Genomic DNA, 16,144 nt, shown 5'->3' with positions numbered 1-16,144 from the left:
TGCGCAGCGCTCGCAAACAGGTAAACCGGTTCTGTCAGGCAAAACGCGAATACCATTTCTATGACTGCTTCGCCCGAACGCGGACCGGCCGACGGGAGCAAGCTCCCTCGCCACAAATGCCCGTGCCCGGGTCAGCGTGCCTCGATGCGAAAGCCAAACCGCGGGAAGTGCACATGCACCAGCCCGCCCCGCTCATCTTCGCGGCGCAGGATCAGTTCTTCGCGCCCTACAAACAGCAACTCACCTACGACCGGATCAACGCCATAGTCAGTCGCCGCAATGACTACTTGCTGGCCGGCCTTGAAGCCGTTGGGTTCATCGAATTGCTCATCCGGCAAAGCCGCTGGTGTTGAATGACGCGAAACCTCCAGCGCCTCTTCAGAGGTCATTTCGCTGAATGCACCATGCCCGAAGCCCATGACCCGAACCAGCCATGCCGACACCGCCGGATAAACATCGACCAACGGTGCCGTCACCGGTGTGTCCTTGAGGAACCACAACGGGTGAGCCATGGCGAAGTCGGCAATCGAAGGTTCACCAAACAGGTAATCACCGTCCTCGCGCTGCAATTGCTGCTCAAGCCGCGCCATGATCGTCGGCCATTGATGCCTGGCCTGCTCGGCCGACAACCGCGTAGCGCTGCCACCGCTGAACAACCCGGCACGGTCAGCGACAAATGCCTTGATCGCTTCTGGAGACAACTTGGCAAAACGCACCGCCACCGATTCTGGCTGGAACACCAGGCTCACCGCATGCTGAAACACCACCGAATCAGCCCAGGCGGCAAAGCTCGCAGTGATCATCTCCCGACCTTCCGGGAACAATGCAGGCGAAGCCTTTTCCTGTTCCAGACGGCGGGCAATCAACGCGGTGTCGCAGTAGATATCGGCGCCAATCTGCAACACTGGGGTCTTGCGGTAACCACCGGTCAGTGCGGTCAAATCGGGTTTTGGCATCATTCGCGGGATCATCACGGAACGCCAGGACAAGCCTTTGAAACCGAGCAACAGTCGGGTTTTTTCTGCAAAGGGGGAAGTTGGGTAATGGTGAAGAATCAACTCTGGCATGCTGGGCCCGCCGCTGGTGTTAGATGTCAGCAGCTTAGCGCGCAATCGAATAGCGGCCTACCCATCTGCCTGATGGGCACTTATCAGTCAGATTGATAAACCCGCAGAGGCGCTCGCCACCAGACATTCCTTGGCGCTTTTCTTGAGTTTTTTGATCAGGCGTTCCTGACGCAGTGCTTCGCTTTTATCGCGGCAGGCTTCGGTGTACACCAAGGCAACAGCCGGGCTTGAGAGGAAGAAACGCGCACCTTTACCGCTTTGATGAGTGGCAAAACGCCGGACAGGGTCGTCACTGATCCCGCAGTACAGCGAACCGTTGGCCGCACGAACCAGATAGACGAACCAGGGTTTGCTCTGCGCGGGTGGGGTTGCAGGGTCGCTGACGGAGACTTCGCTCAAGGTGTTCACGTGACGATCAAGGCTTGTAGGAAACAAGCCGCGATCTTATCAGCGACTGGCCTGGAACGCCTTCAAGCCTTTCAAGGCCTGTGCGCGCACAGCGTTGCCCACCAATGGTGTCCAGCCCAGCAACAGACCTTTGAAACCCAATGCCTGACGCGACCAGCGCCACAGATCGAAATGGTCGTGGTGCTCGCAGATCTTGCCGTCACGGAAAACAAATCGCGCCTGAATGTCGTTGACCACCGTGTTGCCGGTCTGGCTGAACAGGTAGGTCGCCACCCAATGCGCACCGCCCGTACGCTCATCGGCGCGGACGTTATCGAAGGTCAGGGAAAAGTCTTTGGCGCGAGTCGTGAGCATGCGCCACATGTCGCCGGCATCGCGCCCACGCAGTTCGCCGAACGCCGGATCACTGAACACCACGTCGTCGGTGTAGCAGGCGCTCATGGCCTCGGCATCCAGCCGCTGGAAAGCTTGATAGAACTGGGTGATCAAGGCGCGGTTGGCATCACTCATGGGCAGGCTCCCTGCATGGGTAAAAATGGCTTCGAAAGATCCCTGCACGATAATCTGCCAATGCAGGGAAAACTACCGACATTCGCATCAGGAATATCGGCACTGCGCTGGCTTCAAACGCGTTCGCTTTCGACCTGTACGTACAGAGAACGCCCGGCACCGAGACCGGCGATGATCGCGCCTAGGCCAATAACCCCGAAGATCCAGCCCAACGCGGTCCAGCCGCCGGTCCAGTCATGTACCAAACCGACCGCAAAAGGTCCCATTGAGGCCAACGTATAGCCGAACCCCTGGGCCATGCTCGACAGGTTGGCCGCCACATGGGCATCGCGCGAACGCAGCACGATCAGGGTCAGCGCCAGGCTGAACGTACCGCCCTGCCCCAGTCCGAGCAGAATCGCCCAGCCCCACAGGCCTTCGATCGGCGCATAGAGGCAGCCGAACAGACCGCCGAGGGTCAGGAGCATGACGACGACGATCGCCAGTCGCTGATCCTTGCCGCGCGTCGCCAGCCACGGTGCCGCCAGCGAACTGGCCAACTGGATGATTACCGAGCCGGACAGCACCAGCCCGGCTTGGGTCGGGGTCAGGCCACGGCCGATCAGGATCGACGGCAACCAACCGAAGACGATGTAGGCCAGCGAGGATTGCAGGCCCATGTAAAGGGTCACTTGCCAGGCCAGCGGATCACGCAGCAAACCGCGCACCCGATACGCCACATTGTGCGCGCCGTATTTCTGGCCAACTTGCGGCAACCAGAACATCGCCGCGACCAGCGCCGGAATCACCCAGAAGCCCAGGCCGAGCGCCCAGCTTTCGTCGAAATGCTGGCTCAAGGGCACCGTCGCACCCGCCGCCATGGCCGCGCCCAGGCACAGGGCCATGGTGTAAACGCCGGTCATGGTGCCTGCGTGTTTGGCAAAATCACGTTTGACGATGCCCGGTAGCAGCACACCGATCACGCCAATGCTCGCGCCGGCCAGAATGCTGCCGGCGAACAGTCCGATCTCACCGAACGAACTGCGCAGAATGATCCCGCCAGCCAGCGCCAGCAAAATCCCCAGCACCACTCGCTCGGCGCCAAAGCGCCGCGCCAGCAGCGGTGCCAGCGGCGCGAACAGCCCAAGGCAAAGCACCGGCAAGGTGGTCAGCAAACCGGCCTGGGCCGCCGACAGCCCGAGGCTTTTCGACACCTCGCTAAGCAGCGGCGCCATGCTCGACAGCGCCGGGCGCAGGTTCAGCGCCACCAGAATCAGCCCCAGCAACAACAACCACGGGCGACGTAAAACCGGATGACTTTGCTGGACCTGTTCGTCATCGGCCTCGGCATCGATCAACAGCTCTTCGAGCTCAGCCGTGCGTTTGAGTTGGGTCGTGCTGCTGGTATTCGCCTGCTGGCTGGACATGAGGTTCTCGGTTTCAAGGTTCATTGATCAACTGCCTGGAAATGGCTTTGGCCCGTTCCGGATCGCGCTGCTCGACGGCATCGAGCAGTTCGATATGCAGATCGAACACCTCCTGACGTCTGGGAGTGATGTTGAGGGTCTGGCGCAGTTGCGCGCCGATGATGCTGGAGAAATAGCGATACAACTCGCTAAGCGTCGGGTTATGCGCGGCGTCCACCAAACGCCGGTGGAACACCAGGTCGCAGGCAATGTAGCTATCGAGATCGCCGTGGTAGTGACTGCCGCTGACACCCAGGGCTTCACGCAGTGCGATGAGGTCTTCATCGGTACGACGCAACGCCGCCAGACCGATGGCCTCGACCTCGAGGATGTGTCGGGTTTCCCGGGCCTGCTCGTGGGAGCAGCGGGACAAGGCTTTCATCGTGTCGAGCGGGTCGACGACCGCCCGCAGGTAACTGCCGTCGCCCTGCCGGATCTCGATCAAGCCGGAAAACGCCAACACCCGCATGGCTTCGCGCACGGTGTTGCGGCTGATACCCAGCTCGGTCGCCAGTTCAGGTTCAGTGGGCAGGCGCTGACCGACTGACCAGGTGCCGTTGTTGATGCGCAGGCGCAACTGCTCAAGGGCCTGATCGACCAGAGAACGCTTCACCAGTGGGGATGTGTCTGTCATTGAATTCGCCCTTTCATCCAATCATAGGATGAATTTTCTGACATGTTAGTCAGCTTCGTCCGAGAGGACAAGCTTCTAGGGTTAGGAGGCAGGAAAGGGAGCGGGATTTTCGATTGTTAAAATTACCCTTTAAGGGTAATTTGTATCTCAAGGTGCAAGGTCTCTTATGGAAAAGAACACACCTCATTACGACCTGTCAGTGGTCAAGGCGGAGGTAGTAAGGCTAGGTCCAAAAGCGTTTACCGGGAGTGCACGGGAAGGCGGTCGAAGGCTCGATTTGAGCCTTGCCCAAATGCAGCAAATCGTCTGCGCCCTGGAGCAGAAGATGCTCTACAAATCCATGACAACTTACGCGGACTATCAGATATGGCAGGACGTCTACCACACAAGAATTCGTGATAGGGAGATTTACCTCAAGGTGACCTGCCGCCCAGGCGGTGGTCCTCCGGTAATCTCCTTCAAGGAGAGAGACACATGAAAACACGGCAATGCTTCAGCTGCGGTACCCAGGACGGGATGCAGCATTTCGACGGGCGAAGCTTCACCATCGACTTCAGACAGTTGACGCGTCAGGTGCACGATATTTCCGGATGGGAATGCCAAGCCTGTAGTGAAATCGAATTCGACGACGGCAGTGCAGAACGTTACTCCGATGCGAGTGATCAATTGCTCGAGGACTCCCGGCAGCTCATGGCAGCCGAGATGAAACGCATCCGCCGCAAACTGCACCTTACGCAAAAAGAGGCAGTGAAATTGCTGTCAGGCGGTGGGCACAATGCCTTTTCCCGCTACGAGCGTGGCGAAATCGCTCCTCCTCAGCCGCTGTTCATGCTGATGCGCCTGCTTGATCGTCACCCTCACCTGATGGCTGAAGTGCAATCACTGAATGAAGGTCAGGATCTGCGCCAACGGCTGGAAATGAGGGATCAAGAACACGAAGGTGTTACCCCGCCTTAAACCCCGGACAAAAATAAACCCGGAACAGGTCCGGGTTTATTTCACTGCCTGGCTTTGATCAATGCAGGATCTGGCTCAGGAACAGCTTGGTGCGTTCGTTCTGCGGGTTGTCGAAGAAGTCGTTCGGCGCAGCCTGTTCGACGATTTCGCCCTTGTCCATGAAGATCACGCGGTTGGCCACGGTCCGTGCGAAGCCCATTTCGTGGGTCACGCAGAGCATGGTCATGCCGTCTTCGGCCAGGCCGATCATGGTGTCCAGAACCTCTTTCACCATCTCTGGATCGAGTGCCGAAGTCGGTTCGTCGAACAGCATGATTTTCGGCTTCATGCACAGCGCGCGGGCAATCGCCACACGCTGTTGCTGACCACCGGACAATTGCCCCGGATACTTGTGCGCCTGCTCTGGAATGCGTACGCGTTCCAGGTAATGCATGGCAATTTCTTCCGCCTTGCGCTTGGGCATCTTGCGCACCCACATCGGTGCCAGCGTGCAGTTCTGCAGGATGGTCAGGTGCGGGAACAGGTTGAAGTGCTGGAACACCATGCCGACTTCGCGACGAATCGCTTCGATCTGTTTCAGGTCGTTGGTCAGCTCTACACCATCGACCACGATGCGGCCCTGCTGGTGCTCTTCCAGACGGTTGAGACAGCGAATGGTGGTCGACTTGCCCGAACCGGACGGCCCGCACAGAACGATACGCTCGCCTTGCTTGACGTTCAGGTTGATGTCTTTCAATACGTGGAACTGGCCGTACCACTTGTTCACGCCCTGCATCTGAATAATGCCTTCAGGGCTCACAGGCTGTTTGATCGCTTCACTCATCACAAAACTCCTAACGCTTGTGGCCAGTGTCCAGCTTGCGTTCCAAATGCATGGAATAGCGGGACATACCAAAACAGAAAATCCAGAACACCAGGGCCGCGAATACATAGCCTTCAGTGGCCATGCCCAGCCATTTCGGGTCGGCGGCGGCTTGCTTGACGCTGTTGAGCAAGTCGAACAGGCCGATGATGATCACCAGGCTCGTGTCCTTGAACAGCGCAATGAAGGTGTTGACGATACCCGGAATCACCAGCTTCAGGGCTTGCGGCAGAATCACCAGGCCCATGCTGCGCCAGTAACCGAGGCCCATCGCGGCTGCGGCTTCGTACTGACCTTTGGGAATCGCTTGCAGACCACCGCGCACCACTTCGGCCACGTAGGCCGACTGGAACAGGATCACCCCGATCAAGGCCCGCAGCAACTTGTCGAAGTTCATGCCTTCTGGCAGGAACAACGGCAGCATCACCGAGGACATGAACAGCACCGTGATCAACGGCACGCCGCGCCAGAACTCGATGAAGGTCACGCAGACCACGCGAATCGCCGGCAAGTTCGAGCGACGCCCCAGCGCCAGCATGATCCCCAGCGGCAACGCACCGACAATACCGACCGTGGCGATCACCAGGGTCAGCATCAGGCCGCCCCATTGACTGGTTGCAACGTTGGTCAGGCCAAGAATGTCACCGTGCAGCAGGATGTAGGCAACGATCGGATAGAGCACCAGAAAGCTCAGCCCGTACACCGCTTTACGCGGGAAGCGCGAGATGAACAACGGAGCCACGCCAATGACCGCCAACCACACGGTCAGGTCGACACGCCAGCGCAGTTCAGGCGGGTAATACCCGTACATGAACTGGCCAAAACGCTGCTGAATGAACACCCAGCAAGCGCCTTCCTTGGTGCAGTCGGCGCGCGTGGTGCCCACCCAGTTGGCATCCAGAATCGCCCAGTGCAGGATCGGCGGCACTACCAGATAAATCAGGTAGAACGCGAACAGCGTGAGCAGCGTGTTGATCCAACTGGAAAACATGTGCTCGCGCATCCACGCCAAGATACCGATTCTGGTGCCTGGCGGTGGCATGTCAGGTTTGAAAATATGAGTCGTCATGCGCTTTTCCTCACCGCTCGATCAGCGCAATGCGCTTGTTGTACCAGTTCATCAGCAGGGAAATGCTGATACTGATCGCCAGGTACACGCTCATGGTGATGGCGATGACTTCGATCGCTTGCCCGGTCTGGTTCAGCACCGTGCCGGCAAACAGCGAAACCATTTCCGGGTAACCGATACCGGCGGCCAGCGAGGAGTTCTTCGCCAGGTTCAGGTATTGGCTGGTCAGCGGCGGAATGATCACCCGCAGGGCTTGCGGGATGATGACCTTGCGCAGGGTTGGGCCGTTGCGCAGCCCCAGCGAACGTGCCGCTTCGGTCTGACCGTGGCTGACCGAGTTGATCCCGGAACGCACGATCTCGGCGATGAACGCCGCGGTGTACACCGTCAGGGCCAGGGTCAGGGCCAGCAGTTCAGGAATCAGCACCCAGCCGCCGACAAAGTTGAAGCCTTGCAGCTTCGGCATTTCCCAATGCAGTGGCACACCGAAGATCAGCGCGCACAAGGCTGGAATCAGCAGAAACAGTGCCAGGCCGACCCAGAACTTGTGGAACGGCACGCCGGTCGCTTCAAAACGCTTGTTGGCCCAACGGCACATCAGCACGATGGCGACGATCGCCACCACGATGCTGATCACAAACGCCCAGAACCCGTTGGCCATCTGCGCGGCCGGCATGTTCAGGCCGCGGCTGCTGACAAAGAAGGTGTCGGCGAAGTTATGGCTATTGCGTGGCCCTGGCATGGTCAGGAACACCGCAAAGTACCAGAACAGGATTTGCAGCAGCGGCGGAATGTTACGGAAAGTCTCAACGTAAACTGTTGCCAGCTTGTTGATGATCCAGTTCTTCGACAGCCGTGCCACGCCAACGATGAACCCCAGAATCGTCGCCAGGATCACGCCGATAAAGGTCACCAGCAAGGTGTTGAGCAAGCCGATGACAAACACCCGGGCATAGCTGTCCGATTCGGTGTAGTCAATCAGGTGTTGCGCGATACCGAACCCGGCGCTGCGCTCCAGAAAGCTGAAACCGGAGGTAATGCCCCGGTGTTGCAAGTTGGTTTGAGTGTTGTTGAACAGGTACCAACCCATCGAGATCACCGCGACAATCGTGATGATCTGAAACAGCCACGCACGCACTCGCGGATCGCTGAGGCTGAGCCTCTGCTTTGGTGCGCCGATTGAATTTTGCATGAAGTGCCCCAGAAATAATGGAACAGAACATCACCCGGTGGTTGGCCCACCGGGTGATAGAACCATCAGCGCACTGGTGGTGCGTATTGAATGCCGCCGTTGGTCCACAGCGCATTCAGGCCACGGTCGATTTCCAGCGGAGTGCTCTTGCCGAGGTTTTTCTCGAAGACTTCGCCGTAGTTACCGACCTGCTTGACGATTTTCACCACCCAGTCTTTCGGCAGCTTCAGATCTTTACCGTACTCACCGTCAGTGCCCAGCAGACGGGCAACGTCCGGGTTCTTGGTCGACTTGGCTTCAGCCTCGACGTTTTTCGAGGTGATACCGGCCTCTTCGGCGTTGAGCATGGCGTAGCCAACCCAACGAACGATCGCCAGCCACTCATCGTCGCCGTTACGCACGACTGGCCCCAGAGGCTCTTTGGAAATGGTTTCTGGCAGTACCACATAATCTTTAGGCGAGGCCAGCTTGCTGCGCTGTGCATACAACTGGGACTTGTCGGAGGTCAGCACGTCGCAACGACCGGATTCCAGCGACTTGGCGCTTTCATCGGAGGTGTCGAAAGTAATCGGGGTGTACTTCAGGCCGTTGGCACGGAAGTAGTCGGACACGTTCAGCTCGGTGGTGGTACCGGCTTGAATACAGATGGTCGCACCATCCAGTTCCTTGGCACTTTTCACGCCCAGCTTGCTGTTGGCCAGGAAGCCTACGCCGTCGTAATAAGTAATGAAGCCAGGAAACTTCAGGCCCATGCCCGCGTCACGGGAACTGGTCATGGTGGAGTTACGCGACAGCATGTCGATTTCGCCGGATTGAAGCGCGGTGAAACGCTCCTTGGCATTCAACTGGCTGAATTTCACCTTGGTCGCGTCGCCGAATACGGCAGCGGCAACGGCGCGGCAGTAATCAGCATCGATACCGACGATCTTGCCGGTGGAGTCCGGAACCGAAAAACCTGGCAAACCGTCGCTCACGCCACATTGCACAAAGCCTTTCTTCTGCACCGCATCCAGGGTTGCACCCGCCTGAGCGAACCCACTGACACCGAGTACTGCGGCCGCAGTCACGACTGCCAGGGTGGATTTCAACATCTTCATTCAAACCTCCAGTTTTGCTCTTGTTGTGTCGGAGCTTGAGTCCTGCCGCACCCTTATGAGGCGCTGTTAACCCGTGTTGGCATTTCTTTGGGTCAAGCGGCGTAAGACCTTAGCTATGAGTCTAGTAGGAGAAAATCCACATAATGGAAAACTCACTTCTCACCAATCGGCCGAACGGGCTGTAGCCCTTTTACGTTCGCGAAGCCCGTAGCGGCCACTGGCGAACATCCATCACCGGATTCTTGCTATCCCACAGCCGACAGTGACTGATAGTGTTACCGCCGTGGCTGAGAGCAATCACTTCGTCTTCCCCATAGCAAGGCCCGTACCATAGTTGTGGCTTAAGCGTTTCAGCCATGGATCAATAGAAAAACTTATAGAATCACGACATTTTATTAACCAACAAACCAGTCGCGCCCTATCTTCTCGCACTGCCCGGGAGTACGCGCACCACAATGGAGCAACCATGACCGAGCCCTTGATTCTTCAGCCCAACAAGCCTGTCGATGCCTGCGTTATATGGCTGCACGGCCTGGGCGCCGACCGCTATGACTTCCTGCCGGTGGCCGAAGCCCTGCAGGAAAGCCTGTTGACCACCCGCTTCGTCCTGCCCCAGGCGCCGACCCGCGCAGTGACCATCAACGGTGGTTACGAGATGCCGAGCTGGTACGACATCAAGGCCATGAGCCCCGCCCGGAGCATCAATCATGAAGAGCTGGAGGTGTCGGCCCAAACCGTCATAACGCTGATCGAAGAGCAGCGAGCCAGCGGAATAGACGCCTCGCGGATATTTCTTGCAGGGTTTTCCCAAGGCGGCGCCGTCGTGCTGCACAGCGCTTTCCTGAAATGGCAGGGACCGCTGGGTGGCGTACTGGCCCTCTCGACCTATGCACCGACATTCAGCGATGAACTGGAGCTTTCAGCCAGCCAACAGCGGATCCCGGTGTTGTGCCTGCATGGCCAATACGACGATGTCGTGCAGAACTCCATGGGACGCAGTGCGTACGAGCATTTGAAGACCCGTGGTGTCACCGCGACATGGCAGGAATACCCAATGGGTCACGAAGTGTTACCCGAAGAAATTCGTGATATTGGCGTCTGGCTCGCGGATCGCTTGCGCTAATACAGAAACTTCCTGTAGCTGTATGAGCAACACACTACGCCGCGCCGGTTTCTTGCATTACACTGGCCGGCGTACATTCCTTAACCAATTGATGAGATGACCGTGCTCAAAGCACTCAAGAAAATGTTCGGTAAAAGCGAGGCTGAGCAGCTCGCGCCCAGCTCCAGCGCACCTTCCCACACACCCAGCAGCCGCACCGACGGTCATCAGCCTGGCCGGACCGCAGCTGTCGCGGCACCGAAACATACGCCCGCAAACACACCGGCCGCCGAGCCTGTTGCGGAAAAACCGCGCAGCGAGACGCCAAAACCTGCGCAACCGCGCCGCGAACGTGCGCCGAAACCGCCCGTAGTCGCCTGGAAACTCGAAGATTTCGTCGTTGAACCCCAGGAAGGCAAAACCCGTTTCCATGATTTCAAGTTGGCCCCGGAACTGATGCACGCCATCCAGGATCTGGGTTTCCCGTACTGCACACCGATCCAGGCGCAAGTATTGGGTTTTACCCTGGCCGGCAAAGACGCCATCGGTCGCGCCCAGACCGGCACCGGCAAAACCGCCGCATTCCTGATCTCGATCATCACCCAGCTGTTGCAAACCCCGCCGCCAAAAGAGCGCTACATGGGTGAGCCACGGGCGCTGATCATTGCACCGACCCGTGAACTGGTGGTGCAGATCGCCAAGGATGCGGCCGACCTGACCAAGTACACCGGTCTCAACGTCATGACCTTCGTTGGCGGCATGGACTTCGACAAGCAACTCAAGCACCTCGAAGCCCGCCACTGCGACATCCTCGTCGCGACCCCGGGCCGCCTGCTGGACTTCAACCAGCGCGGCGACGTGCACCTGGACATGATCGAAGTGATGGTGCTCGACGAAGCCGACCGGATGCTCGACATGGGTTTCATCCCACAAGTGCGTCAGATCATTCGCCAGACCCCACCAAAAAGCGAACGTCAGACCCTGCTGTTCTCCGCCACCTTCACCGAAGACGTGATGAACCTGGCCAAGCAATGGACCACCGACCCGTCCATCGTTGAGATCGAATCCGAGAACGTTGCCAGCGAAAACGTCGAACAGCACATCTACGCCGTTGCCGGCGCCGATAAATACAAGCTGCTCTACAACCTGATCACCGACAACGGCTGGGAACGGGTGATGGTCTTCGCCAACCGCAAGGATGAAGTGCGGCGCATCGAAGAACGCCTGGTGCGAGACGGCGTCAACGCGGCCCAACTGTCGGGTGACGTTCCGCAGCACAAGCGCATCAAGACCCTGGAAGGATTCCGCGAAGGCAAGATCCGCGTGCTGGTGGCCACCGATGTTGCCGGTCGCGGGATTCACATCGACGGTATCAGCCACGTGATCAACTTCACCCTGCCGGAAGTGCCAGACGATTACGTACACCGCATCGGTCGTACCGGTCGTGCTGGCGCCGAGGGCGTGTCCATCAGCTTTGCCGGTGAAGACGACTCCTACCAGCTACCGTCCATCGAGGCGTTGCTGGGTCGCAAGATCAGTTGTGAAACCCCGCCGACTCATCTGTTGCGAGCGGTTGAACGCAAACGCCCTTAAACTCGCGTCGCAACGACAAAGCGCAGCCGGAAACGGACTGCGCTTTTTTTGCGCCTGGATATTGCCAAACGGAACAATAAGTCCAGAATGGACAAATTAGTTTATTTGCGAATCCACGGAGCATCCGCATGCCCAGCACACCTTATGTGATCGCCAAACCCCAGGCCCGTGAACTGCTTGATCAAGTCGACGTGCCGAAGATCCTGCGCAAGCTGTTCCGCGATCTGGCCGCGGGTCAGGCCGTGCAACCGGCCCAGCAATGGGTGGAGTTTCCGCAAGGCGCCGGTGACTTCATCAACTACCTCGGGGTGTTGGCCGAAGACGGTGTGTACGGCGTGAAAACCTCGCCCTACATCGTGCGCCAGGACGGTCCGCTGGTGACTGCCTGGACGCTGCTGATGTCGATGCACACCGGCCAGCCGTTGCTGCTCTGCGATGCTGGTGAACTGACCACCGCGCGCACCGCCGCGACCACTGCTGTCGCCATTGATGCACTCGCCCTGCCGAACGCCACGCGCCTGGCAATCATCGGCAGCGGACCGGTCGCCCAGGCTCACCTGCATTACGCGAGGAGCGTGCGGCAATGGCAAAGCATCAATCTTTATTCACCGAATCTGGCGAAGCGGGATCCGCACTTGCTCGCACAACTGACGGCCATCGACTCGCGCCTGAAGGTGTTCGATAACCGCGAAGCCGCGATCCAGGACGCCGATGTGATCATGCTCTGCACCTCCTCTGCCGGTCCCGTCATCGACCCACGGACCCTGAGCAAACCGACACTGATTACCTCCATCAGTACCAACGCAGTGCGTGCCCACGAGGTGCCGCCTGCAACACTCAGCGAGATGCAGGTCTATTGCGACTATCGCCTGACCACTCCGGACTCCGCCGGCGAAATGCTGATTGCCAGTGAACAGCATGGCTGGGACAAAAGTGCGATTGCGGGCGACCTGGCCGAACTGCTGAGCGAACAGACGCCACGTCCGGCTTATGATCGCCATGTATTCTTCCGTTCCATCGGTCTGGGTCTGGAAGACATCGCTCTGGCCAATGCCCTTTACCATTTGCTGAAGTAACACCCCCCCTTTGGCTGCTCCTACAGGGGCATCTATACCATTGGCATTTACGCCCATCAGGAGACGTTCATGACCCAGGCAGACTTCATCATCATCGGCGGTGGTATCGCCGGTGCTTCCAGCGGTTTTTGGCTGTCACGACACGGTCGGGTAATCGTGCTCGAACGCGAATCCCACCCGGCCTATCACTCCACCGGGCGTTCGGCCGCTTTGTACACCGCCGCTTACGGTACGCCGCAAGTGCGCGCACTGACCCAGGCCAGCCGGGACTTCTTCGATGCGCCGCCTGCCGGTTTTTGCGAACACCCGCTGCTGACCCCTCGTGGAGAGATGACGGTCGACTTCACTGGCGACCCGAACGAGTTGAACAATCAGTACCTGAGCGCCAAGGCGACCGTGCCGCAGATGCAACTGCTCAGCGCCGACGAAGCTTGTGCCCGCATGCCGATCCTGCGTCGCGAGAAGGTTCACGGAGCGATCTACGACCCAACCGCCACGGACATCGACACCGATGCCCTGCATCAAGGCTACCTGCGCGGCATCCGCCGCAACCTGGGCGAAGTGCACACCGATAGCGAAGTGCTGAGCCTGACGCGCGATGCTGACAATCTCTGGCACGTGAAAACCGCCCGGCAGACTTTCAGCGCACCGATCATCATCAATGCGGCCGGCGCCTGGGCCGACCAACTCGGTGAGATGGCCGGCGCCAAACCTCTGGGCCTGGTCCCCAAACGTCGTGCAGCCTTCATCTTCGCCGGCCCCGAAGGTGTGGATATCCACGACTGGCCGATGCTGGTCAGCCTCGACGAATCGTTCTACATGAAGCCCGATGCCGGAATGTTCCTCGGTTCGCCGGCCAACGCCGACCCGGTCGAGCCGCATGACGTGCAGCCCGAAGAGCTGGACATCGCCATGGGCATTTACCAGATCGAAGAAGCCACCACCCTGACCATCCGTCGACCAACCCGCACCTGGGCGGGTTTACGCAGTTTTGTCGGCGACGGTGATCTGATCAGCGGCTTCGATCCGCATGTACCGGGGCTATTCTGGGTCGCTGCGCAGGGCGGTTACGGCATTCAAACCTCGCCCGCCATGGGCCAGGCCAGTGCCGCGTTGGTTCGTGGCGAAGCCTTGCCGGAAGAGCTCAGTCGCTTTGGCCTCAGCGCCGCGATGCTCTCGCCTTCCCGCCTTGGCTGAACCTGCCTGCGGGGTGACGTCTGCCCCCGATTACGGCAAACTCCCAGCGCCCTTTTTCTACAGGGCGCTGATTGCCTGGAGCAACACCCATGATTCCACCTCTTCAAGATCCCGCACTGGATAACTACCGGGCGATCGCCGACGCCATTGCCACGCTGTTTTTCCCCCACGCCGAGGTGGTGCTGCACGACCTGCGCACGCAGAAAATCGACTACATCGCCAACAACCTGTCCAAGCGTGAAGTCGGTGACGATGCCGCACTGGAAGACATGCTCAGCGAAGAAATCAGCGAGCGGAATATCGGTCCGTACGAAAAGCTCAATTGGGATGGGCAAAAAATCCGCAGCCTCAGCAGCGTGCTGCGCGACAGCGAAGGGCGTCCGATTGCCGTGCTGTGCATCAACCTGAATATCTCGCTGTTTGAAAACGCCAAGGCGGCGCTGGACCTGTTTCTCTCACCGAGTAAATTGATCCCGCAACCTGACGCGCTGTTTCGCGACGACTGGCAGGAGCGCATCAACACCTTCCTGCATAACTGGCTGCGAGAGCGACAATTGGGTCTGAATATGCTGACTCGCGAGCACAAACGCGAGCTGGTGCTGGCGTTGCACGCCGAAGGCGCCTTCAAAGGCAAAAGCGCTTCCAACTATGTAGCCAACGTGCTGAACATGGGACGGGCGACGGTGTACAAGCATTTGAAAGAGTTGAAAGGCTGAGATTAGCCATGTGGCGAGGGAGCTTGCTCCCGCTCGGCTGCGAAGCAGTCGTGAAGCCGGCAAACGCTTTGTACCTGACAAAGCGCACTGCCTGAGTTCAGGGCCGCTTCGCGCCCCAGCGGGAGCAAGCTCCCTCGCCACAGATCAATCAATCGCCGTAGATATCCGATTTGAAGTACTTGGCTTCAATCTTCTGGTATTCGCCATTGGCGCGAATCCCATCGATGGCATTGTTCAGTTGGCTAACCAATTCGGTGTTGCCCTTGCGCACCGCAATCCCGGCGCCCTCACCCACATATTTCGGATCCTTGAGCTCCGGCCCGACAAAGGCGTAGCCCTTGCCGCGTGGCATCGACAGGAAGTCGCTCAGCGGAATGGTATCGGCGAAAATGGCATCCAGACGCCCGGCGGCCAGGTCCATGTAGATCTCTTCATTGTTGCTGTAGCGCGCCACCTTGATGCCCTTGGGCTCGAAGACTTCCGTGGCGTAACGGTCGGTGGTGGTTGCCCGTTGCACACCAATGGTCTTGCCCTTGAGGCTTGCGTACTGGTCATCAACCACCGCACCGTCTTTCATCACCAGCCGCGATGAGGTGAAGTAGTACTTGTGGGTGAAATCCACCGACTTTTTACGGTCTTCGTTAATGGTCATGGACGACAGCGCAGCGTCGATTTTCTTCACCTTGAGCGAAGGAATCAAACCATCGAACTCGCCCTCGACCCACTCGCACTTGACCTTCATCTGGGCGCACAACGCGTTGCCGATGTCGTAGTCGAAACCGGTGATTTTTCCATCCGAAGTCTTGGAGGCAAACGGCGGATAGGCCGCTTCGATACCAATGCGCAGGGTTTTCTCGGCGGCAAACAGACTGCTGCACGCCAACAGGCTCAGGGCCAGGCCACCGATCAGGGGGAGCTTCTTCATGTTCGTTTTCTCGCGGGTTGTTGTTGGTTTGGCAAGACAGAAGAAAGTGAAACGGGAAACGCCTTTTTTGTACTTATAATTCCATACTGGACTTTTATGTATTTTCCGTCAATCGGGCGTGCGCAGTTCTTTGCGCCTCGGTCGGGCAGTGAATCAGAGAGAGTTTGGGCGCGTCTGTTGGCCTCATCGCGGGCAAGCCTTGCTCCTACGGTTTTATGTCGTTCGCGAATACGCGGTCGACTCAACACCTGTAGGAGCGGGGGGACGCCTAGTTCTTGCCCGCGATGACGTACT

17 protein-coding genes are annotated in these 16,144 nt (G+C 58.6%); 7 read left to right on the top strand and 10 right to left on the bottom strand.

Annotated features, from left to right (window positions below; genetic code table 11):
• Positions 1–131: 131 nt before the first annotated feature.
• From AC1RJ3_RS23380 to AC1RJ3_RS23360, 5 genes are all read right to left on the bottom strand, one after another.
• Positions 132–1,067, bottom strand: coding sequence for a glutathione S-transferase family protein (locus AC1RJ3_RS23380; protein WP_493080755.1), 936 nt, complete (start codon positions 1,065–1,067; stop codon positions 132–134).
• 87 nt (positions 1,068–1,154) lie between these two features.
• Complete coding sequence (locus tag AC1RJ3_RS23375; protein WP_054593886.1) at positions 1,155–1,475, bottom strand: GIY-YIG nuclease family protein; 321 nt, start codon at positions 1,473–1,475, stop codon at positions 1,155–1,157.
• Between the two features lie 39 nt (positions 1,476–1,514).
• Positions 1,515–1,985 carry a nuclear transport factor 2 family protein gene (locus tag AC1RJ3_RS23370; RefSeq protein WP_054593887.1) on the bottom strand — a complete coding sequence of 157 codons (471 nt, stop codon included), beginning with the start codon at positions 1,983–1,985 and terminating at the stop codon, positions 1,515–1,517.
• A gap of 113 nt (positions 1,986–2,098) precedes the next feature.
• On the bottom strand, positions 2,099–3,415 hold the full coding sequence (locus tag AC1RJ3_RS23365; RefSeq protein ID WP_493080752.1) for a CynX/NimT family MFS transporter: 1,317 nt from the start codon (positions 3,413–3,415) through the stop codon (positions 2,099–2,101).
• Positions 3,405–4,064 carry a FadR/GntR family transcriptional regulator gene (locus AC1RJ3_RS23360; RefSeq protein WP_103315706.1) on the bottom strand — a complete coding sequence of 220 codons (660 nt, stop codon included), beginning with the start codon at positions 4,062–4,064 and terminating at the stop codon, positions 3,405–3,407. Before AC1RJ3_RS23360 ends, AC1RJ3_RS23365 begins: the two co-directional genes overlap by 11 nt.
• A gap of 166 nt (positions 4,065–4,230) precedes the next feature.
• Between AC1RJ3_RS23360 and AC1RJ3_RS23355 the strand changes: the two genes are divergently transcribed.
• Both AC1RJ3_RS23355 and AC1RJ3_RS23350 read left to right on the top strand, forming a co-directional pair.
• On the top strand, positions 4,231–4,542 hold the full coding sequence (locus AC1RJ3_RS23355) for a type II toxin-antitoxin system MqsR family toxin (RefSeq protein ID WP_493080750.1): 312 nt from the start codon (positions 4,231–4,233) through the stop codon (positions 4,540–4,542).
• Positions 4,539–5,021: a type II toxin-antitoxin system MqsA family antitoxin gene (locus AC1RJ3_RS23350; protein ID WP_347927939.1), complete on the top strand. Its 483-nt coding sequence runs from the start codon at positions 4,539–4,541 to the stop codon at positions 5,019–5,021. Before AC1RJ3_RS23355 ends, AC1RJ3_RS23350 begins: the two co-directional genes overlap by 4 nt.
• Positions 5,022–5,079: 58 nt before the next feature.
• On the opposite strand, the gene AC1RJ3_RS23345 is transcribed toward AC1RJ3_RS23350, so the two are convergent.
• The 4 genes from AC1RJ3_RS23345 to AC1RJ3_RS23330 form a co-directional block, all read right to left on the bottom strand.
• A complete protein-coding gene (locus tag AC1RJ3_RS23345) occupies positions 5,080–5,844 on the bottom strand; it encodes an amino acid ABC transporter ATP-binding protein (protein WP_008053474.1) in 765 nt (254 codons plus the stop codon).
• A 10-nt stretch (positions 5,845–5,854) separates the two neighbouring features.
• Complete coding sequence (locus AC1RJ3_RS23340) at positions 5,855–6,952, bottom strand: amino acid ABC transporter permease (protein WP_054593890.1); 1,098 nt, start codon at positions 6,950–6,952, stop codon at positions 5,855–5,857.
• Positions 6,953–6,962: 10 nt separating this feature from the next.
• Positions 6,963–8,144, bottom strand: coding sequence for an amino acid ABC transporter permease (locus tag AC1RJ3_RS23335; RefSeq protein ID WP_054593891.1), 1,182 nt, complete (start codon positions 8,142–8,144; stop codon positions 6,963–6,965).
• Positions 8,145–8,209: 65 nt separating this feature from the next.
• Positions 8,210–9,241 carry an amino acid ABC transporter substrate-binding protein gene (locus AC1RJ3_RS23330; protein ID WP_019691964.1) on the bottom strand — a complete coding sequence of 344 codons (1,032 nt, stop codon included), beginning with the start codon at positions 9,239–9,241 and terminating at the stop codon, positions 8,210–8,212.
• A gap of 466 nt (positions 9,242–9,707) precedes the next feature.
• On the opposite strand from AC1RJ3_RS23330, the gene AC1RJ3_RS23325 reads away from it, so the two are divergent.
• The 5 genes from AC1RJ3_RS23325 to AC1RJ3_RS23305 all read left to right on the top strand — a co-directional run bounded on the left by AC1RJ3_RS23325 (position 9,708) and on the right by AC1RJ3_RS23305 (position 14,925).
• A complete protein-coding gene (locus tag AC1RJ3_RS23325) occupies positions 9,708–10,364 on the top strand; it encodes an alpha/beta hydrolase (RefSeq protein ID WP_054593892.1) in 657 nt (218 codons plus the stop codon).
• Between the two features lie 96 nt (positions 10,365–10,460).
• Positions 10,461–11,936, top strand: a complete 1,476-nt coding sequence (rhlB, locus tag AC1RJ3_RS23320; protein WP_493080747.1) for an ATP-dependent RNA helicase RhlB — start codon at positions 10,461–10,463, stop codon at positions 11,934–11,936.
• A 128-nt stretch (positions 11,937–12,064) separates the two neighbouring features.
• Entirely contained in the window at positions 12,065–13,012 is a 948-nt protein-coding gene (locus AC1RJ3_RS23315) for an ornithine cyclodeaminase family protein (RefSeq protein ID WP_493080745.1), read from the top strand.
• A 69-nt stretch (positions 13,013–13,081) separates the two neighbouring features.
• Entirely contained in the window at positions 13,082–14,209 is a 1,128-nt protein-coding gene (locus AC1RJ3_RS23310; RefSeq protein ID WP_493080743.1) for an NAD(P)/FAD-dependent oxidoreductase, read from the top strand.
• Positions 14,210–14,301: 92 nt separating this feature from the next.
• The gene (locus AC1RJ3_RS23305; protein WP_493080778.1) at positions 14,302–14,925 is read left to right on the top strand and encodes a helix-turn-helix transcriptional regulator; all 624 of its coding nucleotides are present in this window, start codon (positions 14,302–14,304) and stop codon (positions 14,923–14,925) included.
• A gap of 148 nt (positions 14,926–15,073) precedes the next feature.
• Here the strand turns inward: AC1RJ3_RS23305 and AC1RJ3_RS23300 are convergent, their stop codons facing one another.
• The gene (locus tag AC1RJ3_RS23300; RefSeq protein ID WP_054593897.1) at positions 15,074–15,850 is read right to left on the bottom strand and encodes an ABC transporter substrate-binding protein; all 777 of its coding nucleotides are present in this window, start codon (positions 15,848–15,850) and stop codon (positions 15,074–15,076) included.
• Positions 15,851–16,144 lie beyond the last annotated feature (294 nt).

Source organism: Pseudomonas sp. GW822-FHT04C11 (assembly GCF_058800905.1).
Note: the sequence above shows the minus strand (reverse complement) of the source record. Positions and strands in the feature narration are given on the sequence as shown.

Excerpts from the sequence above, each read along its gene's own strand:
- AC1RJ3_RS23310 (WP_493080743.1), top strand. The coding sequence starts at position 13,082 with ATGACCCAGGCAGACTTCATCATCATCGGCGGTGGTATCGCCGGTGCT.
- AC1RJ3_RS23325 (WP_054593892.1), top strand. The coding sequence starts at position 9,708 with ATGACCGAGCCCTTGATTCTTCAGCCCAACAAGCCTGTCGATGCCTGC.
- AC1RJ3_RS23355 (WP_493080750.1), top strand. The coding sequence starts at position 4,231 with ATGGAAAAGAACACACCTCATTACGACCTGTCAGTGGTCAAGGCGGAG.
- AC1RJ3_RS23340 (WP_054593890.1), bottom strand. The coding sequence starts at position 6,952 with ATGACGACTCATATTTTCAAACCTGACATGCCACCGCCAGGCACCAGA.
- AC1RJ3_RS23360 (WP_103315706.1), bottom strand. The coding sequence starts at position 4,064 with ATGACAGACACATCCCCACTGGTGAAGCGTTCTCTGGTCGATCAGGCC.
- AC1RJ3_RS23315 (WP_493080745.1), top strand. The coding sequence starts at position 12,065 with ATGCCCAGCACACCTTATGTGATCGCCAAACCCCAGGCCCGTGAACTG.
- AC1RJ3_RS23345 (WP_008053474.1), bottom strand. The coding sequence starts at position 5,844 with ATGAGTGAAGCGATCAAACAGCCTGTGAGCCCTGAAGGCATTATTCAG.
- rhlB (WP_493080747.1), top strand. The coding sequence starts at position 10,461 with ATGACCGTGCTCAAAGCACTCAAGAAAATGTTCGGTAAAAGCGAGGCT.
- AC1RJ3_RS23350 (WP_347927939.1), top strand. The coding sequence starts at position 4,539 with ATGAAAACACGGCAATGCTTCAGCTGCGGTACCCAGGACGGGATGCAG.
- AC1RJ3_RS23335 (WP_054593891.1), bottom strand. The coding sequence starts at position 8,144 with ATGCAAAATTCAATCGGCGCACCAAAGCAGAGGCTCAGCCTCAGCGAT.
- AC1RJ3_RS23370 (WP_054593887.1), bottom strand. The coding sequence starts at position 1,985 with ATGAGTGATGCCAACCGCGCCTTGATCACCCAGTTCTATCAAGCTTTC.
- AC1RJ3_RS23380 (WP_493080755.1), bottom strand. The coding sequence starts at position 1,067 with ATGCCAGAGTTGATTCTTCACCATTACCCAACTTCCCCCTTTGCAGAA.
- AC1RJ3_RS23330 (WP_019691964.1), bottom strand. The coding sequence starts at position 9,241 with ATGAAGATGTTGAAATCCACCCTGGCAGTCGTGACTGCGGCCGCAGTA.
- AC1RJ3_RS23300 (WP_054593897.1), bottom strand. The coding sequence starts at position 15,850 with ATGAAGAAGCTCCCCCTGATCGGTGGCCTGGCCCTGAGCCTGTTGGCG.
- AC1RJ3_RS23365 (WP_493080752.1), bottom strand. The coding sequence starts at position 3,415 with ATGAACCTTGAAACCGAGAACCTCATGTCCAGCCAGCAGGCGAATACC.